The organism is Mycobacterium sp. 852013-50091_SCH5140682 (assembly GCF_001665685.1).
In the GTDB taxonomy this organism is placed as follows: Bacteria; Actinomycetota; Actinomycetes; order Mycobacteriales; family Mycobacteriaceae; genus Mycobacterium.
On sequence record NZ_LZTB01000129.1, the window covers coordinates 14,805 to 36,914 of the forward strand.

The window sequence follows — 22,110 nt, forward strand, 5'->3', positions numbered from 1 at the left end:
CATGTGAACCCCGGTTTCCCCTGCCGCGTGGCAAGCGACGGGTGGCTATCCGTTGAACTGTTGCGCAGCCGGCTTGCAGACCTTCCAGGTGTTGGACTCCTTGCGCAGATAGAGCGTCCCCGAGGTGTCGAAAGTCGGTCGGGTGAAGCTGAGCGCCGCCACGTCACCTTTGACGGTGACTGTCTCTACATTGAACGGAACCTTGCTCGATTCGTCGACGGGACCTCCGTCGTCAGCGACGTAGTCTTCGTCGCTGGTGAGCTCGTCGGCCTCTTCGGAACACAGCTCGGCCAGCATCGCCGACTGATCCTGAGCATCGACTGCCGCTGCGAACCGCGCCGCGACATCTTTGATCTGATCCTCATCCTTGTTGGCGAACATGATCCAGCCGCCGACGCCTGCCAGGGCGACGACGAGCAGGACAGCGACACAGCCAAAAATCCACAGCACCGTCCGTCGCTTGCGGGGTGGGGGCGGCGTGCCATAGGGCGGTGCGGGGTAGGTCCATGCAGGCTGCTGGGGCGCAGCTGCAGAGTGACCTCCGAACGGATCCCATGAACCGTTCGGAGGCCCGGAGAAGGGACCGGCAGGCCCGGTGGGCGGTGGTGGCCAGGTCACTATTCGTCCCAGCGTTCGACGAGGATTTTATCGAGAGCTGTCCAGAACTGCGGCGGAGGAACATCGATGTCGCCTTCATAGACCAACGCCATCGTTTCGGCAGGAAGATCTGGTGATGTGCAGTAGAGCAACTCACCGCGATCTCGTGTCACCCAGAGCAATCGAGTCGAGTTTATCTGGATACCGCCGTTGCCGACCTGCCATCCTTCATCGGGCGGGGCGCCGACACTTTCCGCCAAGGTCTGCATGTCCCGCGGAGGCATGAGACCGTAGGATTCCATATCTTCACTGGTGAACCCCGCATGCGTCTGCTGTAAGAAATCGCGTGCGGCCTGCGGAACCGTTTCAAAGTATTTGGGCACAGTGTCCGCAAAGTTCGCGGGATCATGTCCTATCCACAAAACGAGCTCGCCATCGGCATTGTGGCCGGCCGCGTAGGCCAGGACTATGTGCTCAGCAGGCGCTTCGCCACCCGTGCGAATCCGAAGTACCCTCACATCTGCCAGACGCTCCGGTAGCAGGATCGAAAATTTCGGCAGCTTATCGAGGAATTGTGGAGTCCAGAGCGACAGGGCCATACGGCACCGCTCAGCTGGATCGTCGGAATCGAGTATTGGCCGCCAATTAACTGGCACCGACAGTCGGTCGTCAGCATCTCCGGTTAGTACTTGCGCCGAGGTGTATTCGTCATCAATAGCGTCGACTATTTCGCTTTCCAGCCCAGCCATCATGCCTCCCTCCCTAGCCATTGGCTGCGTTAAGTTTGTTGATGACGTCTATCAAGGCGGCTCTCGTACTGTCCTCGAGTTGTTGTTGACTTTGAGCCCAGGCTTCGGTGACTTTCGGTAGAAGATCAGCTGCGGCGCCGGAGCCCTTCGCCTGATTTGCTCTCCACGACAGCCATTGCAGATTCATTGGAGTGTTCGCGAGTAGATACATCTGGTCTGGCGTGAGACGTGTGAAACCGGGCATCTGAACTAATTCTGAGAGCGGAATTATGTGATCGGCCGACACCTTGGGCTGTCCAGCTTTGCCTTGAATCGTTCCACCGTCATATGCGGGGTCGGGATCGCCCGGTTTGGGTCTTGGCTGCCCCTGAAGAAGAACGTCCCCGAGTTCACGCGCTGATTTCGGGCTTCCCGATCGAAGGATGTCATAGATTGGCCGGACGGGTGATTCGTTTGGAACCGTCGCTCTTTGTCCAGGTATTCGGGCCGGCGGTTGCCATCCTGACGGGATGTCGTTGATCGCCTTGACCAACGCTGCGCGTTTTGTTGGCGGGGCTTGTGTTTTTACCGGGGGGCCGCCCGGCGTTTGCGGCACAAGCGCGTTTGCGGCGGAATCGCATGCGGCCTGGCGGCTGTTGAGCGCATCGCGTTCGGCCTCGAGTTGTCGCTTTTCGGCATTGTATGCATCGAACTGAGCCTGTTGCGACGGGCTGAAAGTATGCGGCGCTGCGTTATGGGCATCGGCGCGCTTGCTCCAGGAGGCCCAGGCAGCTGAAAGGCCTGGACAGACCTCATCCGAAGGGTCTGCCGAAGTGATCGGGACGGATGTAACGGCACCGACAACCAGCGTGAATACAACCAGCAGCCAAAGAACAGCCCTAGGTAGTGCGGATCGCTGATGCGTTTCGGTCAAATTCCCAACCCAGTGCCGGCTCGGACCTTACGTACCCAACCGTAAGGCCGAACCAGCACCGCGCCTGACACTATTTTCAGCTGTGCCGCAGTGGAGCAGGACTCCACCAGCCGCTGCGGGTGGTGGTGCCCAGGTCGAGGCGGGCGGGCACGGCGTCGGTGTACCACGGCGTCAGCCGCTGCAACGAACCCCAATCCCGGAACCAGTCGCCCTTGAGATAGGTCGGCACCGTCGCGGCCCGGAACATCAACTCGGTGATGCCCAGCGGCCCGCCGCCCAGGTAGTCCATCACCGGCGAGTTGGCCTCGGCACCGAACCGGTCCGGCAGGATCCGCCACTTCGGCACCTCGATCACGCCGTACTGATGGCCGAACGGCCGCTGGCACGGGAAGGCCAGGCCCACGAGCCAATCCAGCATCACCGGGTCGGTCGAACCGACCACGTCCTGCAGGGTGCGCAGGGCGGGGATCCGCGGCGGGGTCACCGCGATCCAGTGCTGCGGGGCCAAGTCGTCGTCGGTGGCGACCAGCCGGATCTGGGTGGCGTCGCGCGGAATGGCCGCCATCGGCGCGCGCAGGTTGCGCCACGCCGGGGCGGCGCCGACGTCGGCGAAGCCGAGGCTGCCCCCGGGCCGGTCGGCCGCGGCCTGCTCGTCGGTGGCCCACTGCACGACGACCTCGCCCGCGTTGAACCGCCCGGCGGCCGAGACCACCAACAGCGGCCCGGCCGTGTCGCGGTTCGGCAGCTGGTACCACGCCGAGCGCAGCGACGACGGGATCTGGGTGCCCGCGCGCCAGCTGCCCAGCACCGGGGTGGCCGCGGGGTTCAGCCCGAACGGCAGCCGCGCGCGCGAACCGTTGACGCCTGCCGCGGCGGTGGTCCCGCCCTCGGTGCCGCCTTCGCTGGCGGTGGTGGTGCCCGATTCGGTGTCGGCGAAGTTGGTGGAGCCGGGTTGTTCCATCACCGGATCCGCCGATACGTCCGACGGTATGCCGTTGGGGGTGAAGCCCTGTGAGGTGACCGCGCCGAGCGCCTGGCCGGTCGGCTGGCCGATGGGCGTCAGCGCGCCTTCGTTGGTGTTCTCCTCGACCATCACGTCGCTGGCCAACCCGCAGGTCTTACCGGCCAGCGCCTCCAGGTTGGAGCGGCCCACCGACCAGGCCGGGTACTGGTCGGTCATCGCCAGCGTCAGCGACAGCACCTCGAACATCACCAGCACCCATGTCGCGATCGCGAGCGGGGCCTGAGCCAGCCGCTGCCACCTGCCCGGTGGACCGGCGGGGGACTCGTCGCGTCCGGTGAAGTGGAACCACGCGGCCAGCAGCAGGGCCAGCACCGAGAAGCCCAGCAGGATCGTGGTGAAGCCGAAGTGCCACTGCGGGAACGAGTTCGACCAGGGCACACCGAAGTTGGAGACATACCACCAGCCGTTGACCGTCGCGAACGACAGGGCCGTCACGAACAGCACCGCAGCCCCGAACATCGCCCGGTTGCGCCGGGATTTCATCGCCGCTGCCGTCACCGCCACGGCGGCCAGCGCGCCCAGCGACCCGGCCAGCCCGGCGAACACCCCGAAGTGATGCGTCCACTTGGTGGGGGTGAACATCATCGCGAAGAACGAGATGATCGTGATGCCGATGATGCGTCGGCTCGGACCGGCCGCGGTGCCGGGCACGCGGCCCTTGCGCAGCGACATGGCAACCGAAACCGCAAGCGCCAGAAGCAGAGTCAGCACGCCGAAGCGTCGGGCCACCGAGCCGTCCGGACTCGTGGTGAACAGCCGCTCATAGCGGATGTGCTCGTCGAACCAGGCCAGGCTCGGGCCGACGGTCGACTTGAAGGAGCTGGCCTGGATCTCACCGACCAGCGTCTGGTCCCGGAAGATCAAGATGATGGTGACCGTGCATGCGGCCAGGATCGGTGCCAGCAGCGCCAGATGCCCGAACCGGGAAGTATGGCGCGCCACAATGGTTTTCAGCGGTCCTACGGCCACCAGCAGGGCGCCGACGGCGGCGATGCCGGTCGGCCCGGAGAAGAGGGTCAACGCGCCGATGATGATGGCGATGGCCACCGGCAGCATCCGGTTGGTGGCCACGCCGCGTTCCACCGAACACCACGTCAGCAGGATGCCGAGGGCGATGATCGGCTCGGGGCGCAGCCCGTTGTTCAGTGGCAGCCAGAACGCCAGGAACAATCCGGCCGCGGTCCAGGCCGCTGCCCGGCTCTGTTTGACGGCGTGGCCGAGTCGCGGGATGACCTCGCGGCTGATCACCCACCAACAGGCCAGCGCCATCAGCAGCGTCGGCAACCGCAGCCACACACTCGCGGTGCTGACATGCGCCCACAGCGCCAGCAGGTCGTAGTACCAGCCGAACGGTGCCTCGGGGGTGCCGAACCAGCGGTAGTAGTTGGCCATGTAGCCGGCGTGTTCGGACACCCGGGCCATGGTGAGGATGTAGCCGTCGTCGGATGTGTTGGAGCCGACGAAATGCCACCACACCAGCACGGCGCTGACCAGGCCGTCGAGTACCGAGATCGACCACCAGCGCGGGGGCAGGAAGCGTCGCTGTTTGACGCCGTCGGCGGCGTCGAGCACATGCAGGGCGCCCAGGGCCACGACGGTCATGACGACGCCGATGATCATCGCCAGCATCTTGAGCAGCGTGGGTGAGCTGCTGTATCGCGTGTCGATGGTGGCCGAGAAGGTCAAACCCTGCGGGGCGGGGCCGGACAGGTCGGTGAACACGCCGATGATCTGCGGGCGGAAGTCGTAGCCGCTGCGCTCACCGCGCAACGGCGCGTTGGGGTCCCGGGACGGATCGCTCGACGGTCCCTGGGTGAGGCCGACGAATTCGCCGGTCACCTTGTCGGCATGCGCGGTGAAGGTCAGGTACTTGCAGGCCGGGCTTAGTACCCGGTCCAGCGGGGCGCTGACCACCGGGGTGTTGCGGACGATGACCAGCAGGTCGTTGTTGACGCGTTCGATGAGCAGTCCGCGGTCGACGGCCTTGGGTGCCTGCTTGGGCACGGTCGAGAGCAGCACGGTGCGGTCGCGGTTGTCCGGGCCGGCCAGCCCTGCGGCGGCCTGGCACGGCACGTTGATGGTCAGGTCGGTCGCGACATATCCGATCAGCGGGGCGTTGACGCTCTGCCAGGTGCCGTTCTGCGGCCAGTTGAGCTGCGCGGTGGTCTGCGTGACCGGCAGCAGCGGGGTCGCGATGGCCATGATTGCGCCGAGAAGACCGGCAACGATGGCGATCAGCCGCGCTGTCCGGTGGTTGGCGCCCGTAGCGATCACGGGGTTTGATGCTATCGGCGCGTCAACGGCCATCGGGAGTCGCTTTCTGGTCAGGCTTGCGGATGGCCAGCACGAACGGCCCGACCTCCGACACGTCGAACCGCGGATCGCGGAACAGCGCCGAGTTCAGTTCGACGTGGTAGCGGCGCACGTTGGGCTGGTTCGGGTAGACGTCGGAGGCCAACCGCAGGGTGTAGGTGTCACCAGCGCCGCGGCGCATGAGGAACACTGTGGGCGCTTTCCAGGGCAGTCCGTCGAGCGCCTTGATGAACTGGTCGGCGGTGCTCAGTGTGCCCCAGCCCTCGATGGTGCCTGCGCGTTCCTTGAACTGGGCCAGCGGGTTGGCGTAGTGCGACGTCAGTCCTTGGAAGCCGTAGTACGGGTAGTACGACAGGAAGCTGTAGTCGGCCGTGAGCACCACGGTCTGATTGCGGGGGACACCCGTGACCTCGAGGATCTTGGCGTCGACCGCGCGGTAGTACTGCTCGGCGCCGGGCGGCCTGCGGTCGGCGCGCACCCCGGTGCCGTCGGTGTCGGTGTAGGCCACGTTGATGTCCGGACGCAGCACGTCGGGGATGTCCTGGCTGAAGGTCAGCCCGCCGATGGTGCCGATCGTCGCCGCCACGGCGATGACGCGCTGCCGGGTCGGCGGCTCATAGCGGCGGGCGATCGCGAGCGTCGCCTCGATGAACCCGAACGCGCCCGCGGTGGTCAACAGCACGGTCAGCATGGATTGCAGCCGGAACGACAACAGGGTGGTGCCGACGAGCGTGGTGAGCATCGACAGCAGTGACCAGGCGTAGATCGCGACCACGCCGAAGGCCAGTGCACCCGCTCGCGTCGATGTGCGCGCCCGCACCACCAGCCACAGCGTGCCGACCATGCACAGCGCGCCGAGCAGCGTGAAGCTCAGCATCGGGAAGGTCAGCTGGGCCCCGGCATCAGGCAGATAGTGCTGGGCGGTGCCCTTGTCGGCGGGGTGGCCCTTGGCCGCGGCGACCAGATACGGGCCCCACGTGAGCAGCGCGATGACGCCGGAGATCCCCGCGATGACTGCGAGCCGCAGCAGTGGGCCCCAGTGTCTGCGGGTCGCGGCCAGCACGACCGCCATGATCGTCAGCGTGAAGGCGCAGTAGATGAACAGCAGGGTGTAGAAGAGGGCGGCGACGCCCAGGAAGATGCCGGTGCCGACGATAGCGGCCCACCCGCCGTTGCGGGTGCTGCCGTTTTCTTTTGTGCTCCTCGCGTGCGCGCGCAGCCCCGACCAGGCCAACACCAACACCGGCGGCAGCAGCACCGTGATGATCGCGGCATACGGTTCGGTGGTGGTGTAGGCCAGCATCGCCGCGGTGCTCGCGGTCGTGACGATCAGCGCGTACTCGAAGCGGATCATGGCCGCCCACAGCACGAGCGCCAGCGCCGCGGCGATGGTGATGGAGCTGATGGCCCACGGCTTGAACATCTCCCAGGCCGGGGTGCCGGTGCCTGCGGCGATGCGGCCGCCCATCCAGAACCAGCCGGCCGGGTAATAGGGCGGCAGCCCGAAGTAGGTCATGTCGTGCAGGCCGGGGCTGTCGGCGAGCCGCGTCAGGTATTCGGTGCGGAACTGCTGGTCGACCGAGACCCCGAAGAGGTACAGCTTGGTGGCACCGAGCGGCATCGCGAGCGTCACCACGGAGAACGCCGAAAGGAAGACCAGCGCGGCGAGCCGGGCCAGGGTTTTGCGGCCCCGTCGCCAAATCAGTCCCGACGCGAAAAGTCCTGCCAGACAACCGAACTGGCCCACGGTGGTGAGGGCGTGCAGTTGGTTGGAGGTGTTGTAGGCCGGCCATTGGACCCGGGCGATCGCGGTGATCGCCACTCCGGCCACCACCGAGGCGATCAGCACGGCGACGACCATCTGGCCGACCACCCTGGCCGGACCGATGAGTCCGGCCCGCATCAGATGGGAAGCCTACGGAAGATGGGCCGCGGGATGTGCCGCAACACCATCATCACGTAGCGGAACGCCCCTGGCGCCCAGACCAGCTCCTTGCCCTTGGCCGAGGCGGTGACCGCCAGCTCGGCGACGTATTCCTTGTCGACGGTCAGCGGGGCTTCCTTGACGTGCGCGCTCATCCGGGTGCGCACCTGCCCGGGCCGGATCACCAGCACGCGGACACCGAACTCCCGCAGCGCCTCCCCGAGGCCGAGATAGAAGCCGTCCAGACCGGCCTTGGTGGAGCCGTAGACGAAGTTGGAGCGACGCACCCGCTCGCCAGCGGCCGAGCTCATCGCGATGATGCGGCCAGAGCCCTGGGCGCGCATCTTCTCACCGAGCAGTACGCCGACGGAAACCGCTGCGGTGTAGTTGATTTCGGCGATCTGCACGGCCTTGCGCTGGTTCTGCCACAGCTCCTCGGCGTCGCCGAGAAGCCCGAACGCCACGATGGCGACGTCCACGTCACCACCGGCGAACGCCTTGTCGATGACGGCGGGGTGGCTGGCAGTGTCGACGGCGTCGAAGTCGATCACCTCGACATCCTTGGCGCCTGCGGCGCGCATCTGAGCGACCGCGGCCTCGCGGCCCGGATCGTCGGGCAGCGCGGCCAGCACGATGCGGGCCGACGCGTCGCGCAGATAGCGCTCACAGATCGCCAGCCCGATCTCAGAAGTGCCGCCGAGCAGCAGGATCGTCTGGGGGTTACCTACGGCGTCGAACACCATCTAGCGCAGCTCCAAGCCTCGGGGGACATCGTGACGAGGGTACCGTGTGGCCTCTCGCACAGACCCGAACGCTGAACGCCCAGGCCGGCGCAGTGCCGGCCTGGGCGTCCAGGCGAACCAGTGATCAGGCGGTCAGGTCGAACCGATCGTTGTTCATCACCTTGGTCCACGCCGCGACGAAGTCCTTGACGAACTTCTCCTTGGCGTCGTCCTCGGCGTACACCTCGGCCAGGGCCCGCAGCTGCGAGTTCGAGCCGAACAGCAGGTCGACCCGGCTGGCGGTCCACTTCGGTGCACCGCTGGCGCGGTCGGTGCCGACGTAGGTGCCGTCATCGGCCGGGGCCGGTGCCCACTTGGTGCCCATGTCGGTGAGGTTGACGAAGTAGTCGTTGGTCAGCTGACCCTTCTTGTCCGTCAACACGCCGAGGTCCGAGCCACCGTGGTTGGCGCCCAGCACGCGCAGGCCACCGATCAGCACGGTCATCTCGGGAGCCGTCAGGCCGAGCAGGTTGGCCCGGTCGATCAGCCGGTACTCGGACGGCAGGCTGTCGCCCTTGCCCGCGTAGTTACGGAATCCGTCGCCCTTGGGCTCCAGGTAGGCGAACGACTCGACGTCGGTCTGCTCCTGGGTGGCGTCGCCACGACCCGAGCTGAACGGCACCGCGACATCGAAGCCGGCGTCCTTGATCGCCTTCTCGAGGCCGACGACACCGCCGAGGACCACCAGGTCGGCGAAGGACACACCGGTGTCGGACGCCTGCTGGATCTCCTCGAGCTTGCGGATCACCTGAGCCAGCTCGTCGGGCTCGTTGACCTCCCAGCCGAGCTGCGGCTGCAGCCGGATGCGGCCGCCGTTGGCACCGCCGCGCATGTCGCTGGAGCGGTACGACGCCGCCGCCTTCCACGCGGTGTCAACCAGCTGCTGCACGGTCAGACCCGAGTCCGCGATGGCCGCCTTCAGGGTGGCGACATCGGCATCGGACAGCGTCTTTCCGGCGGGCACGATGTCCTGCCACAGCCAGGTCTGCTTCGGCACCAGCGGCCCGAGGTAACGGACAACCGGTCCCATGTCGCGGTGCAGCAGCTTGAACCAGGCCTTGGCGTACTCCTCGGCCAGCTCTTCGGGGTGATCCAGCCAGCGGCGGGTGATCTCGCCGTAGATGGGGTCGAACCGCATCGACAGGTCGGTGGTCAGCATCGACGGGTGGGTCTTGCCGTTGCCCTGGGCCATCGGCACCGAGTTGGCCCAGCCGTTGTCCTTGGGCTTCCACTGGTTGGCGCCCGCGGGGCTCTTGGTCAGCTCCCACTCGTTGCTGTAGAGGATCTCCAGGAACGAGTTGTCCCACTTGGTGGGGGTGTGCGTCCAGGTCACCTCGAGGCCGCTGCTGACGGTGTCGTTGCCGACGCCCGGGTTGGCCCAGCCGAGGCCCATCTGCTCCAGCGGGGCAGCCTCGGGCTCCACGCCGTTCTCGATGTCGGTGGCACCGTGGGTCTTGCCGAAGGTGTGGCCACCGACGATCAGCGCCGCGGTCTCGACATCGTTCATCGCCATCCGGCCGAAGGTCTCGCGGATGTCGATGGCGGCTGCCAGGTAGTCCGGATTGCCTTCGGGGCCTTCGGGGTTCACGTAGATCAGGCCCATGTGGCTGGCCGCAAGCGGGTTCTCCAGCTTGGTGCGGTCACTGCTGCCTGCGTAGCGCTCCTGCGAGCCCAGCCACTCGTGCTCGGCGCCCCAGTAGATGTCCTCCTCGGGCTCCCAGTAGTCCGGGCGACCGAAGGCGAAGCCTGCGGTCTTGAAGCCCATGTGCTCCATCGCGCGGTTGCCCGCGTAGACGATGAGGTCGGACCACGAGATCTTCTTGCCGTACTTCTTCTTCAGCGGCCACAGCAGACGACGCGCCTTGTCCAGGCTGACGTTGTCCGGCCAGCTGTTGAGCGGTGCGAAGCGCTGCATGCCGCGCCCGCCGCCGCCGCGGCCGTCCTCGACGCGGTAGGTGCCTGCCGCGTGCCACGACATACGGATGAAAAGCGGTCCGTAGTGCCCGAAGTCGGCGGGCCACCAGTCCTGCGAGTTGGTCAGCAGCTCATCGAAGTCGCGCTCGAAGGCCTCGAAGTCGAGAGTCTTGACTTCCTCGCGGTAGTCGTAGCCCTCGTCGGTCGGGTCGATCGCGGGCGGATTCTTCTGCAGGATCTTGAGATTGACGGCGTTGGGCCACCAGTCGCGGTTGCTGCCGCCCTCGACGGGAGGCTTGATCCGCATGGGGCAACCGCCTTCGGCGGGTTCGGTCTGAGCTTCACCAATGGGGGGATGGGTATCGGCTTCGGCCATGACAAATCCTTTCCGGGCTGGTGGATTGAAAATGGTTATCTACTTGGAGCAATGGAACATTCGGGGCAGGTGCCCCAGTAGATGACCTCGGCTTCATCGATCTCGAAGCCATGGTCTTCTGACGCGGTCAGACAGGGGGCTGTACCGACCGCACAATCGACGTCGGCGATGGCGCCACACGAGCGGCATACGACGTGGTGGTGGTTGTCGCCGATCCGGGACTCGTAGCGAGCCACGGATCCGGAGGGTTGGATGCGCCGCACCAGACGGGCTGCGGTCAATGCGTGCAGCGAGTCGTAGACGGCTTGGTGGGATACCTCGGGCAGCTCGTCACGCACCGCACGAATGATGGAATCCGTGTCGGCGTGAGGATGCGCGTGGACCGCTGTGAGCACCGCCACCCGGGGGCGAGTGACCCGCATGTCGGCGGTCCGCAGCATCTGCTGGAAGTCCGCAGTCGTCGCCACGTCCTGCAGTCTTGTCCCTTATCTGGAATTAGTCAAGAAAAACTTCTGGGGACTGCTTAGGGCTGTTCTGACTACAGAAGTTCCAGCCGGCGGGCCATGTCCGAGGCGAACACGCCGTCGGGATCGACCTTGCGGCGCACCGCGATCCACTCGTCGATGCGCGGGTACATGGCGTGGAAGGTCTCGGCCGTGGTGCGCGAATCCTTGGCGGTGTAGAGGCGCCCACCGAACTCCAGCACGCGCCGGTCCAGGTCGGTGAGGAACTCGCCGACGCCCGGCTTGATCGGGAAGTCGACGCAGACGTTCCACCCCGGGATCGGGAAGCTCAGCGGCGCCTGGTTGCCCGGGCCGAACAGCTTGAAGACGTTGAGGAACGAGTAGTGCCCCGAGCGCTGGATGTCGTAGATGATGCCCTTGAACTCTTCGACGGCCTCCGTCGGCACCACGAACTGGTACTGCGCGAACCCGGCGGGCCCGTAGGCTCGGTTCCACTCCCCGAACATGTCCAGCGGGTGATAGAACTGCGTCAGGTTCTGCACCTTGTTGCGGTAGGTCCCCGACTTGCGGTACCAGAGTTCGCCGATTGGCCCGAACGTGTACTTGTTGGCCAGGCCGTTGGGGAACACGTCGGGCAACGTAAGTAGCTGCGGCGCATCGAATTTCAGCGGGTTCTTCTGCAGCTTGGTGGGCAGCTGGTCGAGCTTGGCCAGCGATCCGCGGGAGATGGCGGCGCGGCCCAGCTTCGGCGGGGCGCTGATCGCGTCGAACCAGGCCGAAGAGTAGGTGTAGTTGTCCTCGCTGCCGTCGCTGTGGAAAGCGATGGTCTCGTCGAGGGTGTGCGTCACGTCGCCGTCGGCGATGAAGTACGCGGTCTCCGTCGGCGTCATCTCGATGGTGGCGCGCAGGATGATGCCCGTCAGCCCGTTGCCGCCAACGGTGGCCCAGAACAGTTCGGCCTCCGGCCCGTTCGGCGTGAGCGTGCGCACCTCGCCGGTCGCGGTCAGCAGATCCATGCTGCGTACGTGGTTGCCGAAGCTGCCGGCGCTGTGGTGGTTCTTGCCGTGGATGTCACAGCCGATGGCCCCGCCGATGGTGACCTGACGGGTGCCCGGCAGCACCGGGACCCACAGCCCGAACGGCAGTGCCGCCTTCATCAACTGGTCCAGGTTCACCCCGGCGTCCACGTCGACGATCCGGCTCTCGGCGTCGATCGAGTGGATCCGGTTCAGGGCGGGCATGTCGATGACCAGGCCGCCACCGTTCTGCGCGTTGTCGCCGTAGGAGCGGCCGAGCCCACGCGCGATCACGCCGCGTCCGCCCTGCTCAGCGGCCCGCGTGACGGCCTTGACGATGACCTCGGGATCAGGTGTGGAGAGCACCTGCGCGACGGTCGGTGCGGTGCGGCCCCAGCCCATCAGGCGCTTGTCCGTGGTCGGGAAATCGGTGGTCGACATCGCTATGGAGGGTACCGCGCCCAGGCGTCCGCTCCGTCGCAGCTGAGCATCAAACCATGCGCCGAGTTCGACACAAATGTCGCGCCGCGAGTCCGAACACGACATTTTCGTCGGATTCGCGCGTGTGGGCACTCAGTGCAAGCGGAAGATGACTGCCCGCTGTACGACGAAGTTGATGACGGTCGCCGTGCCCTGGGCGATGACGAAGGCCACGACCACGGCCACCGAGGTGTAGTTCAGCAGGTGCAGGAACAGGTGGTTGAGGCCGACCTGCACGACGAACGTCACCAGGTAGAGCACCCACACCGCGATCAGCCGGGCCGTGCTCGGCGGTGCCTGGAAGGTCCAGCGGCGGTTGAGCAGGTAAGCGGTGGTGGTGCCTGCGACGAAGCTGATCGCCTTGGCGATGTCCGGCGGCAGGCCGATGGCCTTGTAGAGCAGCACGTAGAGGCCGAAGTCGACGACCGCGGAGATCCCGCCGGTGACGATGAACCGGAATACCTGGGTTCGCAGACTCAGGCGCGGGTTCGCAGGTGCGGTGTCCACCCCGGCAGCTTAGCGAGCGCACTTAACGCAACACCTCGGCGAGCACCGCGCGCAGCGCTTCGACGGCCGGGCCGAACGCATGCTCGGCGGGCGCCCCGAAGCCGACGATGATGCCGTCCGGGTCGGGGATCTGTGGGCCTGCCTCCGGATGACGCATGATCGAGAGTCCCTGCAGCTGGATCCCGGCCTCCCCGCACCGCCGCAGCACCTCGGGTTCGGCGCCGTCGGGCAGGGTGAGCGTGACGTTGACGCCCGCGGCCAGGCCGCGGATGCCGACGTCGAAACCGTCCAGCGCGGCGACCAAGGCGTCGCGGCGACGTCGGTACCGGTTGCGCATGCGACGGATGTGCCGGTCGTAGCCGCCGGTGGCGATGAAGTCGGCCAGCGTCAGGGCATTGATGACGTCGACGTGGTACTGCTGCCCGCCTGCCGCAGCGATCACCGGATCGATGAGCGCCTCGGGCAGCACCATCCAGCCCAGGCGCAGCGTCTGCGCCATGCTCTTGCTCGTCGAGCCCAGGTAGGCGACCCGTTCGGGGTCAAGCGCCTGCAATGCGCCGACGGGTTGGCGGTCGTAGCGGAACTCGCCGTCGTAGTCGTCGTCGAGCACGTACCCGTCGGTGCGCTGTGCCCACGCCACCGCGGCGCTGCGCCGTTTCGGATGCAGGGCCATACCGAACGGGTTGTGGTGGGCGGGCGTCAGCAACACCGCCGGGGTGTCGAGCGCGTCCAGGTCGTCGATGACGGCACCGTCGTCGTCCAGTCCGATCGGCACGGTCGGCACACCCGTCGCGGCGATCGCGTCGCGAAAGATGAAGAGGCCGTGGGCCTCCACCGCGATGGGGCGCCCGGACCGAAAGGCCCGCGCGAGCAGTTCGACGCCGTCGCGGACCCCGGCGCAGATGACGATCGACTCCGGTGTGGTCCGCACTCCCCGGACCCGGCCCAGATATTCGGTCAGTGCCTCGCGCAGGGCGAGCGGGCCCCGCGGATCACCCATCCGCAGCGCGGCCACCGGCGCGTCGGTCAGCGCGCGACGGGCCGATGCCAGCCACCCGCTGCGCGGGAACTCCGACAGGTCGGGTGAGCCGGGCATCAGGTTGTGCCGTGGCATGACGGGTATGCGGCGCGGCCGCGGCGCGGGCCGGGGCGTGCTGGCCCGGGCTACCCAGGTGCCCGCACCCTGTCTTGACGCCAGCCAGCCCTCGGCGACCAGTTCGGCATAGGCCTCCGCGACGGTGTTGCGGGCCAGGCCGAGGTCGCCGGCCAGCGCTCGGGACGGGGGCAGTGCCGCGCCGGTCGCGAGCCGGCCCGATCGGATGCCGTCGCGCAGAGCGTTGATCAGCTGCTCACGGGCCGTGCGACTGCCCGGTTCGATGACGGCCCGCAGTTCCAGGTGCAGATCCCGACTGCCCGAATTGGCCCGCGAAGTCATACCTTGATTGAACCATCTAGATGGGTCTTTTGGGGCTAGCGTTTTAGGCATGACACAGACACTCGAACCCGCCCAGACCGCCGGACGCCTCAAGATCTACAAGGCTTCACCCGAGCTGTACGACGCGATGATGACGCTGTCCAATGCGTCGGCCAAGGATGTCGACCCGACCATCGCCGAACTGATCAAAATCCGTGCCTCACAGCTCAACCGGTGCGCCTTCTGCCTCGACATGCATGCGCACGATGCGCGCAAGCAGGGGGAGACCGACCAGCGCCTGGCATTGGTCGCGGCCTGGGAAGAGGCCGGAGATCTGTTCACCGAGCAGGAGCAGGCGGCCCTCGCGCTGACCGAGGCCATCACCGACCTCAGCCACGGGCCCGTCTCCGATGCGGTCTATGCCCGGGCCGCCGCCGCATTCACCGAACGTGAACTGGGCCAGGTGATTTCGATGGCCGTCACCATCAACGCGTGGAACCGGATCAATGCCGCGGTGAAGATGCCGCCTCCGCGGCGCTGATCCACCGATCTCGCCGTGGCCGGCACGGTCCTGATCCGTGCCGGCCACGGCTCCACTCGCACTCGAACATCGCTTAGTTGAACGTCATGTCTCCGAGCTGGACGGGGAACACTTCGAGATTCTTGGGACCGGACTTGTCGCCCGTGGTCGACGGGGTTTCCGTCTGCATCGTCATGTCTGTGCCCGAGGTGAAGGGATCGTGTATGCCCACCGGGGCGACCGGCTCGTTCATCCCCTTGTGCCCGTGGCTGGCGTGGGGGCTGGCCGGGCGGCTCGGGAACACCAGGTGCGCCGTGGGATGAGCCTCGTCGCCCGTGGTCGCCGGGCTGTCCGGGTCCCAGCTGTTGCGTGCGGAGTTCCGGCTGTTCGACGAGGCCGGGCCGGAGTTCGTGTGTGCTGCGGGTGCAGCGGCGGCCAGGCCGCTGCCGAGGCCGAGAGCCGCCAGGCCAAGGACGCCTGCCATTGCGCCAGACGCGGTGAGCTTCTTGACGGTGCTGATGGTGCTCATGAATTCCCTTGCCTTTCAGGTGTTTTGCCGGCTTTCTGACCGGCTTGAAGGCAAAGTTATGGCCCTCACGAACACCGCGGCATCGGGTGAAAAGTGCGTCTATTGCGGGCGCGGATGGTGCAAATGGTGTAGACGTGCGCTCCGGCACCTGGATTTGCTGCAGGCGGCAGCGCCACATGGGCGCGGACGAGGTCCGCGATTCGCCATCAGTAGACAGCGCGAAACATCAAGGGACAGAACGGATATAGCTTCTCAGGCCAGCGCGTCGAACAGCGTCGCCAGCTGCCCCGCGGATACCGAGACCCCGCACTGTCCACGAAGCGAGGTCAGCGGACGTGCGATGTTCTGCAGGTCCAGGAACTCGCCCGGGTGGGCCAGGAAGTACGCCCGGATGGCCCCTTCGGCATCACCGGTCGATTGAGTGCCCGCCGCGGTCAGCACGTCGTTGGCGTCAGGGTGCGCGTCCAAGTACGCCCCAGCCTGGGACAGCACCCCGCTGGCGGTTGTCGCCAGCCCACTTGCCGAGCACGGCGGTGCGGCAGCCGCGGTCGGGACGGCGATGGCGAGGGACGCGAACCCGCCGATGGCGAGCATGGCAGCCAGTTTCATACCGTGATCCTGCGTGACCGCCGGCGATCACGGGTGCGTTGTGCAGAATCGTGCCGAAAACGTTGATGGGCTTGTTCGGTGAATTATCCCGAATTGTTCGGCGAGTATCGACGACGCCCGTTAATCGCCTACCGCCAATGCCCCTGCGATCAGGGATTTGTGGGCCTGGGTGAGCGCGCGGGCGTGATGAGTGATCGTCACGGCAATCGATTCGACCAGCATGGCCTCGGCAATGGTCGTCCAGCCTGGCCGGTGGACGATGCTCACCAGATCGGTTGCGGGCGCGGCGTCCGACGATGAGTCTGGTTGCACCAGTTGACGGGACAATTCGGCCAAGGCCTCGTTCATCGCGACGATGCTCGCCTCGAGCGTGGCAACATGAGTCTGCGACATGTCAAACACCCCTTTCATCAAATGTCAGAGGCAACTGGAATTTATCGGCCCCTGTGAGGAAAAGGTAAACAGCGGCATCTCAAGACACATGCGTAGTGCGCTACCCGAAAAATAGCGCTCCCAGCCAGAGAGTCGCTAGGGTTTGGCCATGGCGCCCGAGCATCCGGTGTCGGTCCTCGGAGAAGACGAAAGCTGGCGGCTGCTCGCCAGCGTGGCGCTCGGCCGCCTCGTCACCACGATCGGCACCAGAATCGAAATCTTCCCGGTCAACTTCGTCGTCCAACGGCGCACGGTCCTGTTCCGCACCGCGGAGGGCACCAAGCTGATCTCTTCCATACTCAGCGACCGCGTGGTCTTCGAGGCCGACGATCACAACCTGATGAACGGCTGGAGCGTGATTGTGCGCGGCACCGCCGAGATGTTGGAGACGCCCGAGGACATCGCCGCGGCCGAGCGGGCCCAGCTACTGCCCTGGACGGCCACCGTCAAACGCTGCTATGTGCGGATCACGCCCAGCGAGATCTCCGGGCGCTACTTCGAATTCGGCACTCAGCCCGACTGAATGGCGGCTACACCCAGTAGGGCACGCGGGCCCGGTACTGGCGCATGGCAATTGCCGCGAAGCCCCAGCCGACCGCCGTCAGCACCAGAACGACCACCCAGTGCCGGACCTCTTGGTCAGCGCCCAACAGCGGCGCCCGCACGATGTCGAGATAGTGCAGCAGCGGGTTCAATTCGACGATCTTGGCCCACGATCCGGCGCCCTGCTGCCGCAGCGTGGACTCGTTCCAGATGATCGGCGTCATGAAGAACAGCAGCTGCACCACCGAGGCCAGCAGCGGGCCGATGTCGCGGTACCGCGTGGCCAGGATGCCGAAGCACAGTGACACCCAAACACAGTTGAGCACAATGAGACCCAGTGCCGGGATGACCGCCAGATCGATCCACTTCCACGGCTTGGGATAGATGATCGCGATCACCACGAAGATGACGATGTTGTGCGCGAACAGGATCATCTGCCGCCACACCAGCCGGTAGACGTGCACCGACAGCGGAGTCGGAAGCTGTTTGATGAGGCCCTCGTTGGCGATGAACACCTCGGAGCCTTCCAGGATGGACGCGTTGATCAGGTTCCAGATGATCAGCCCGAGCGTGACGTAAGGCAGATGTTCCGCGAGCGGCAGCTTGAACAGCTTCGAATACAGCAGGCCCATCGCCACCGCGGTGGTGCCGGTGGCGATCGTGATCCAGAACGGGCCGAGCACACTGCGGCGGTAGCGCTGCTTGATGTCCTGCCAGCCCAGATGCAGCCATAGTTCGCGTTTGCCGAACCCTTCGGCCATGTCACGCCAGGCCCGGGTCATGGTTTTGGACTGCGCCGCAGCGTCAGTGAACGTCATTGTCCGGTCCTTCCGAATCTCTCGCGTCTGCCCAAGCGCCGCAGGCGGATCCATTCGCGCAGGCCCGCGGGGTCGCGGCGGGACACCAGAAAGTACCAGCCGAACCTCATCCATTCCTGGGGGAGGAGTTTGCGCAGCCCCGGCTGGGACAGCAGATAGCCGCGGTTGCGGTAGGTGAAAAACCGTTTGGTCTCGTCGTCGGGATACTGGGTGTGCATCCGGCCGCCGAGGATCGGTTTGAACTCGTCGGTGCCGCAGGGGTGCAGATAGCTTGCCGTCAAACAGGTTCCGAACGGCAGCCCGGAGCGCGCCAGCCTGCGGTGCAGTTCCACCTCGTCACCGCGGACGAACAAACGCAGATCCGGCACGCCGACGGCCTCCACGGTGGCAGCCCGGAACAGGGCGCCGTTGAACAACGACGCGATGCCCGGCAGCAGATCACCAGAGACCGACGAGTCCTCGGTCTGCAGCTCCGAGACCAACCGGCGCCACACCAAGCCGCGGCGCAGCGGGAAGGCCAGCCGTCGGGGATCGTCGAGGTTGCACACCATCGGGGACACCTCGGCCAGGCAGTGCTGCTCGGCGCAGGCCAGCAGCGTGGCCAGTACGGTGGCGTCGGCGGGGCGGCCGTCGTCGTCGGCCAGCCAGATCCAATCGGCCCCCAATGCCAGCGCATGGAGCATGCCGAGCGCGAAACCCCCTGCGCCACCGAGGTTTCGGCGGGAACCGAGATACGTCGACGGCACCGGCTGGCTGGTCACCAGGTCCCGCACAGCGGGGTCGTCGTCGTTGTCGACGACGACGAGATGGTCCGGACGACGCTCCTGGGTCACCACGGCCTCGAGCGACTTGGCCAAGAGCTCGCGGCGTCGATGGGTGACGATCACCGCCGTCACGAATTCACTTGTGGCCACGCGCCGATTCCTCCAGCACCTCACGCACCGTGCGCGCGGCGTCCTCGCCCTCGTAGGCGCGGACGACCTCTTCGATACCGCCGGTCATCTTGATGGTGCCGTGGTCGATCCACATCGCGGTCTTGCACAACCGGGCCAGGAACTCGTTGGAATGGCTTGCGAACACCAGGATTCCGGAGCGCTCGACCAGGCTCTGCAGCCGTGATTGGGCCTTCTTCAAGAAGTCCGCGTCGACCGCGCCGATGCCCTCGTCGAGCAGCAGGATCTCCGGGTCGATGCTCGTCACGACGCCCATCGCCAGCCGGACCCGCATACCGGTCGAGTACGTGCGCAGCGGCATCGACAGGTATTCGCCCAGCTCGGTGAACTCGGCGATCTCGTCGACCTTGGCCAGCATCTGCTTGCGGGTCTGGCCCAGGAACAGTCCGCGGATGATGATGTTCTCGTATCCGGAGATCTCCGGGTCCATGCCGACGCCGAGGTCGAAGACCGGTGCCACCCGGCCGCGGACCGTGGCCGAACCGCGGGTCGGCTCGTAGATGCCCGAGAGCAGGCGCAGCAGGGTCGATTTCCCGGCGCCGTTGTGCCCGACCAGCCCCACCCGGTCGCCCATCTCCAGCGACATCGTGATGTCGCGCAGCGCTTCGATGACGACTACGTTGGACTGGTTGCGCCCGATGGCGCCGCCGGCTTTACCGAGGAACGCCTTCTTCAGCGAACGCGTCTTCGCGTCGAAGATGGGGAACTCGACCCACGCCTCGCGCGTGGAAATGTGTGGATCAGACAACAGCGGAACCTACAGGTACTGTCCGGTGCCCGGGTGCGCCGCTCCGCCGCGGGGTCCGGCGGGCCCGGCCATGCCGGGCGGCAGTGCGCCCTGACGCATCTGCTCGAGCTGGGCGCGTGCGGCCATCTGCTGGGCGAACAGCGCGGTCTGAATACCGTGGAAGAGCCCCTCCAACCAGCCGACCAGCTGAGCCTGGGCGATCCGCAGCTCGGCATCCGACGGGATGGAGTCCTCGGTGAACGGCAGCGTCAGCCGCTCCAGCTCCTCGCGCAACTCGGGGGCCAGCCCGTCCTCGAGCTCGCGGATGCTGGTCCGGTGGATGTCGCGCAGCCGGTTGCGGCTGGCGTCGTCGAGCGGAGCGGCGCGTACCTCCTCGAGCAGCTGCTTGATCATCGTGCCGATGCGCATCACCTTGGCCGGCTGCTCGACGAGGTCGGTCAGCGATTTGCCGTCGGCTTCGGCGTCTGCGTCCTGATCGACGTCGCCCGGCAGGATCTCGATGTTGTCGTCATCGGGGTTGATGCTCATGACCTTCCCGTCGTCTGTTGGTCTCCGCGCCAGCGGTAGATGCGGTCTTTACCGTCGTCGTAGATCTTCTCCCACGACTTCGACTTGTCTAGCGACACTAGCCCGTCGGGCATGGTGAACCCGCGCACCACCGGTGTGCTGGTCAGTACGTACTTGATGTTGAGGGCCTTGACGGCCTCGGCAACCCGCGGATCGGTGTCGGCATCGTCGGCGTATGCCCAGAAAATGAACCGGTTATACCCAGGGCCCTGCTGCACCGGGTAGTCGTAGTGGGTCCACAGCGGGTGCAGCCCGGCGACCGCGTACATCCAGGCACTGCCGTCGGTGTTGGCGTCGCCGATCACCGTGGTGTGGGCGTCGGGCAGGCCGGCCAGGTAGGCGAAGGCGCGCAGCTTGTGGTCGGCGACCATCACCTTGTCGTACTTGTCGCCGAACAGGAAGCGGTGCCGGGGGAAGTAGTGCCACGCCAGCCCGACTGTCACGGCGACCAGCACGACACCTGCGGTGGCCCTGATCACCGTCTGCCGCTGCGTCACGCGGGCCAGCAGCATCGTCAGGCCCAGTACCAGGGTGCACAACCCGATCGCCGCCATCGGCGCATACAGCATGGTGACCACGGCCGACAACCGACGCGGGTCGCTGTAGAACAGATCGCTGAACTTGCCGGTGATGACCCCGACAGGGCCGCCGAACGGCGCGCCGGAATGCACGATCGCCACCATCATCAGGGCCCAGACCCCCAACGGCCACCAGATCTTCTTGATCAACATGACCAGCCCGCCGATGGCGGCGAGCGCGATCAGGATGTTCTGGATCGGAAAGTCGTTGAGGTGCCGCGTGTGCTGCACGACCGCGGCGAACAACGAGCGCTTGCGGCCCAGATGGTTGACGAATGCGTGCCCGGCGATGATGTCGGCCTGGTCGGCCACACTGAGGAACTGGGGCAGCATGACCAGCAGGGCAGGTATCCCCACTATGAGCAGCGTCACGAAGTCGGGCAGCCGGCCGCGCACCGGATTGCGCAAGCATTCCAGCAGCCACCACGCTCCCACCAGCAGCGCAGTCACGACACCGCCGGTGATGTGCACCGAGAACACCCCGACCAGGGCCAGGATTGCCAGCGGTATGCGGTCGCGGTGCCGCAGGGTGGAGGCAACGAGTACGAACGCAGGCACCGCCAGGCCGTAGGCCACCAGGTTCGGTACGGCCGCCACGTCGAACTCGACGTAGGGCACTGCCGTGAAGGACGCCGTCAGCGCGGCCGCCGTCGCGGCGACGATGGCGGTGCGCGTCGGGCACGTGAGCGGACGCACCATCTTCCAGGCCAGCATCGCGGCGCTGAGCGGGAACAGCCACACCGATGCCGCGACCGTGCCGATCGTGTACGCGGTGGTCGCCGCGGCCCCTGTGATCTGGCTGTACACCGCGGCCAGCGCGTGGAACGCCGACGGGTAGTACAGGATGGCATGGGTCTCGACATTGCGCAGCTCACCCATGTGGGTGGGGGACGCCTGACCGGTCTCGAGGATGAACCGCACGGTGTTGGCGTGCCACACGGAGTCCCACGTGCTGGGGGCGGACTGCCAGTGCACCAGCCCGGCCACCGCCGCCCACATGATCAGCAGCGCACCGAGCACAACCCCCGCAGCCACGATCAGAACGGGCCCCCGCGAAGGCGTCAGCTGTTCGGCATCGCGGTCCCGATACCGGCCCAGCAGTCTCCGAAACCCGGCCACAACCGCGGTTGTGAGGGCCACAGCAAACAGTGCCGTCCACCCATTCCAGGGCACGCCAATGGCGCCGAACGGGACGATGAACAGCGCAACGATGCCGTAGGTCAAGGCCGGGCCTATCGCCACGGCCGCCGGCAGGGTGAGGCCACCCGCACGTGCGGTCAGCGCCCCGGGTATCACTAGCAACAACAGTGCGATTAGCACTCCGAACCCGAAGCCCACTG

General features: G+C 66.3%; 21 protein-coding genes. 2 read left to right on the forward strand and 19 right to left on the reverse strand.

Translation table 11 applies throughout. The features are described from left to right. Window positions 1-45 precede the first annotated feature (45 nt). The 11 genes from A5784_RS34430 to pdxR all read right to left on the reverse strand — a co-directional run bounded on the left by A5784_RS34430 (window position 46) and on the right by pdxR (window position 14,494). On the reverse strand, window positions 46-450 hold the full coding sequence (locus tag A5784_RS34430; RefSeq protein ID WP_064949358.1) for an Rv0361 family membrane protein: 405 nt from the start codon (window positions 448-450) through the stop codon (window positions 46-48). 167 nt (window positions 451-617) lie between these two features. Next, window positions 618-1,349 carry a hypothetical protein gene (locus tag A5784_RS34435; protein WP_156750938.1) on the reverse strand — a complete coding sequence of 244 codons (732 nt, stop codon included), beginning with the start codon at window positions 1,347-1,349 and terminating at the stop codon, window positions 618-620. A 10-nt stretch (window positions 1,350-1,359) separates the two neighbouring features. Beyond that, window positions 1,360-2,259, reverse strand: coding sequence for a hypothetical protein (locus tag A5784_RS38650; RefSeq protein WP_156750939.1), 900 nt, complete (start codon window positions 2,257-2,259; stop codon window positions 1,360-1,362). Window positions 2,260-2,335: 76 nt separating this feature from the next. Next, the gene (locus A5784_RS34440; protein ID WP_064949360.1) at window positions 2,336-5,590 is read right to left on the reverse strand and encodes an arabinosyltransferase domain-containing protein; all 3,255 of its coding nucleotides are present in this window, start codon (window positions 5,588-5,590) and stop codon (window positions 2,336-2,338) included. Next, a complete protein-coding gene (locus A5784_RS34445) occupies window positions 5,580-7,499 on the reverse strand; it encodes a galactan 5-O-arabinofuranosyltransferase (RefSeq protein ID WP_064949361.1) in 1,920 nt (639 codons plus the stop codon). The genes A5784_RS34440 and A5784_RS34445 overlap by 11 nt, the downstream gene beginning before the upstream one ends. After that, a complete protein-coding gene (gene dprE2, locus A5784_RS34450) occupies window positions 7,499-8,263 on the reverse strand; it encodes a decaprenylphospho-beta-D-erythro-pentofuranosid-2-ulose 2-reductase (RefSeq protein WP_029370858.1) in 765 nt (254 codons plus the stop codon). The genes A5784_RS34445 and dprE2 overlap by 1 nt, the downstream gene beginning before the upstream one ends. A gap of 124 nt (window positions 8,264-8,387) precedes the next feature. Next, window positions 8,388-10,592, reverse strand: coding sequence for a catalase/peroxidase HPI (gene katG / locus A5784_RS34455; RefSeq protein WP_064949362.1), 2,205 nt, complete (start codon window positions 10,590-10,592; stop codon window positions 8,388-8,390). Window positions 10,593-10,627: 35 nt separating this feature from the next. Further along, the gene (locus tag A5784_RS34460) at window positions 10,628-11,032 is read right to left on the reverse strand and encodes a Fur family transcriptional regulator (RefSeq protein WP_062831001.1); all 405 of its coding nucleotides are present in this window, start codon (window positions 11,030-11,032) and stop codon (window positions 10,628-10,630) included. Between the two features lie 98 nt (window positions 11,033-11,130). Continuing rightward, entirely contained in the window at window positions 11,131-12,513 is a 1,383-nt protein-coding gene (dprE1, locus tag A5784_RS34465) for a decaprenylphosphoryl-beta-D-ribose oxidase (protein WP_064949363.1), read from the reverse strand. A gap of 132 nt (window positions 12,514-12,645) precedes the next feature. After that, window positions 12,646-13,059, reverse strand: coding sequence for a GtrA family protein (locus A5784_RS34470; RefSeq protein ID WP_064949364.1), 414 nt, complete (start codon window positions 13,057-13,059; stop codon window positions 12,646-12,648). A gap of 22 nt (window positions 13,060-13,081) precedes the next feature. Beyond that, window positions 13,082-14,494, reverse strand: coding sequence for a MocR-like pyridoxine biosynthesis transcription factor PdxR (gene pdxR, locus A5784_RS34475; RefSeq protein ID WP_064949365.1), 1,413 nt, complete (start codon window positions 14,492-14,494; stop codon window positions 13,082-13,084). Between the two features lie 49 nt (window positions 14,495-14,543). Between pdxR and A5784_RS34480 the strand changes: the two genes are divergently transcribed. After that, on the forward strand, window positions 14,544-15,014 hold the full coding sequence (locus A5784_RS34480; protein ID WP_064949366.1) for a carboxymuconolactone decarboxylase family protein: 471 nt from the start codon (window positions 14,544-14,546) through the stop codon (window positions 15,012-15,014). A gap of 73 nt (window positions 15,015-15,087) precedes the next feature. Here the strand turns inward: A5784_RS34480 and A5784_RS34485 are convergent, their stop codons facing one another. The 3 genes from A5784_RS34485 to A5784_RS34495 all read right to left on the reverse strand — a co-directional run bounded on the left by A5784_RS34485 (window position 15,088) and on the right by A5784_RS34495 (window position 16,524). Further along, on the reverse strand, window positions 15,088-15,522 hold the full coding sequence (locus tag A5784_RS34485; RefSeq protein ID WP_064949367.1) for a hypothetical protein: 435 nt from the start codon (window positions 15,520-15,522) through the stop codon (window positions 15,088-15,090). 252 nt (window positions 15,523-15,774) lie between these two features. Continuing rightward, on the reverse strand, window positions 15,775-16,131 hold the full coding sequence (locus A5784_RS34490) for a heme-binding protein (protein WP_064949368.1): 357 nt from the start codon (window positions 16,129-16,131) through the stop codon (window positions 15,775-15,777). 120 nt (window positions 16,132-16,251) lie between these two features. Next, window positions 16,252-16,524: a hypothetical protein gene (locus A5784_RS34495; RefSeq protein ID WP_064949369.1), complete on the reverse strand. Its 273-nt coding sequence runs from the start codon at window positions 16,522-16,524 to the stop codon at window positions 16,252-16,254. Window positions 16,525-16,672: 148 nt separating this feature from the next. Here A5784_RS34495 and A5784_RS34500 point away from each other — a divergent pair, with 148 nt between their 5' ends. Then, a complete protein-coding gene (locus A5784_RS34500) occupies window positions 16,673-17,086 on the forward strand; it encodes a pyridoxamine 5'-phosphate oxidase family protein (RefSeq protein ID WP_064949370.1) in 414 nt (137 codons plus the stop codon). A 7-nt stretch (window positions 17,087-17,093) separates the two neighbouring features. Here the strand turns inward: A5784_RS34500 and wzm are convergent, their stop codons facing one another. The 5 genes from wzm to A5784_RS34525 are packed head-to-tail and all read right to left on the reverse strand — an operon-like array spanning window position 17,094 to window position 22,108. Then, window positions 17,094-17,924 carry a galactan export ABC transporter permease subunit Wzm/RfbD gene (wzm, locus tag A5784_RS34505; RefSeq protein WP_062830884.1) on the reverse strand — a complete coding sequence of 277 codons (831 nt, stop codon included), beginning with the start codon at window positions 17,922-17,924 and terminating at the stop codon, window positions 17,094-17,096. Beyond that, the gene (gene glfT1 / locus A5784_RS34510; RefSeq protein ID WP_064949371.1) at window positions 17,921-18,838 is read right to left on the reverse strand and encodes a galactofuranosyltransferase GlfT1; all 918 of its coding nucleotides are present in this window, start codon (window positions 18,836-18,838) and stop codon (window positions 17,921-17,923) included. The genes wzm and glfT1 overlap by 4 nt, the downstream gene beginning before the upstream one ends. Continuing rightward, window positions 18,825-19,625: a galactan export ABC transporter ATP-binding subunit Wzt/RfbE gene (wzt, locus tag A5784_RS34515; protein ID WP_064949372.1), complete on the reverse strand. Its 801-nt coding sequence runs from the start codon at window positions 19,623-19,625 to the stop codon at window positions 18,825-18,827. The genes glfT1 and wzt overlap by 14 nt, the downstream gene beginning before the upstream one ends. Window positions 19,626-19,634: 9 nt before the next feature. Next, complete coding sequence (locus A5784_RS34520; RefSeq protein ID WP_064949373.1) at window positions 19,635-20,153, reverse strand: bacterial proteasome activator family protein; 519 nt, start codon at window positions 20,151-20,153, stop codon at window positions 19,635-19,637. Continuing rightward, complete coding sequence (locus A5784_RS34525) at window positions 20,150-22,108, reverse strand: DUF6541 family protein (RefSeq protein ID WP_064949374.1); 1,959 nt, start codon at window positions 22,106-22,108, stop codon at window positions 20,150-20,152. Before A5784_RS34525 ends, A5784_RS34520 begins: the two co-directional genes overlap by 4 nt. Between the last annotated feature and the right edge of the window lie 2 nt (window positions 22,109-22,110).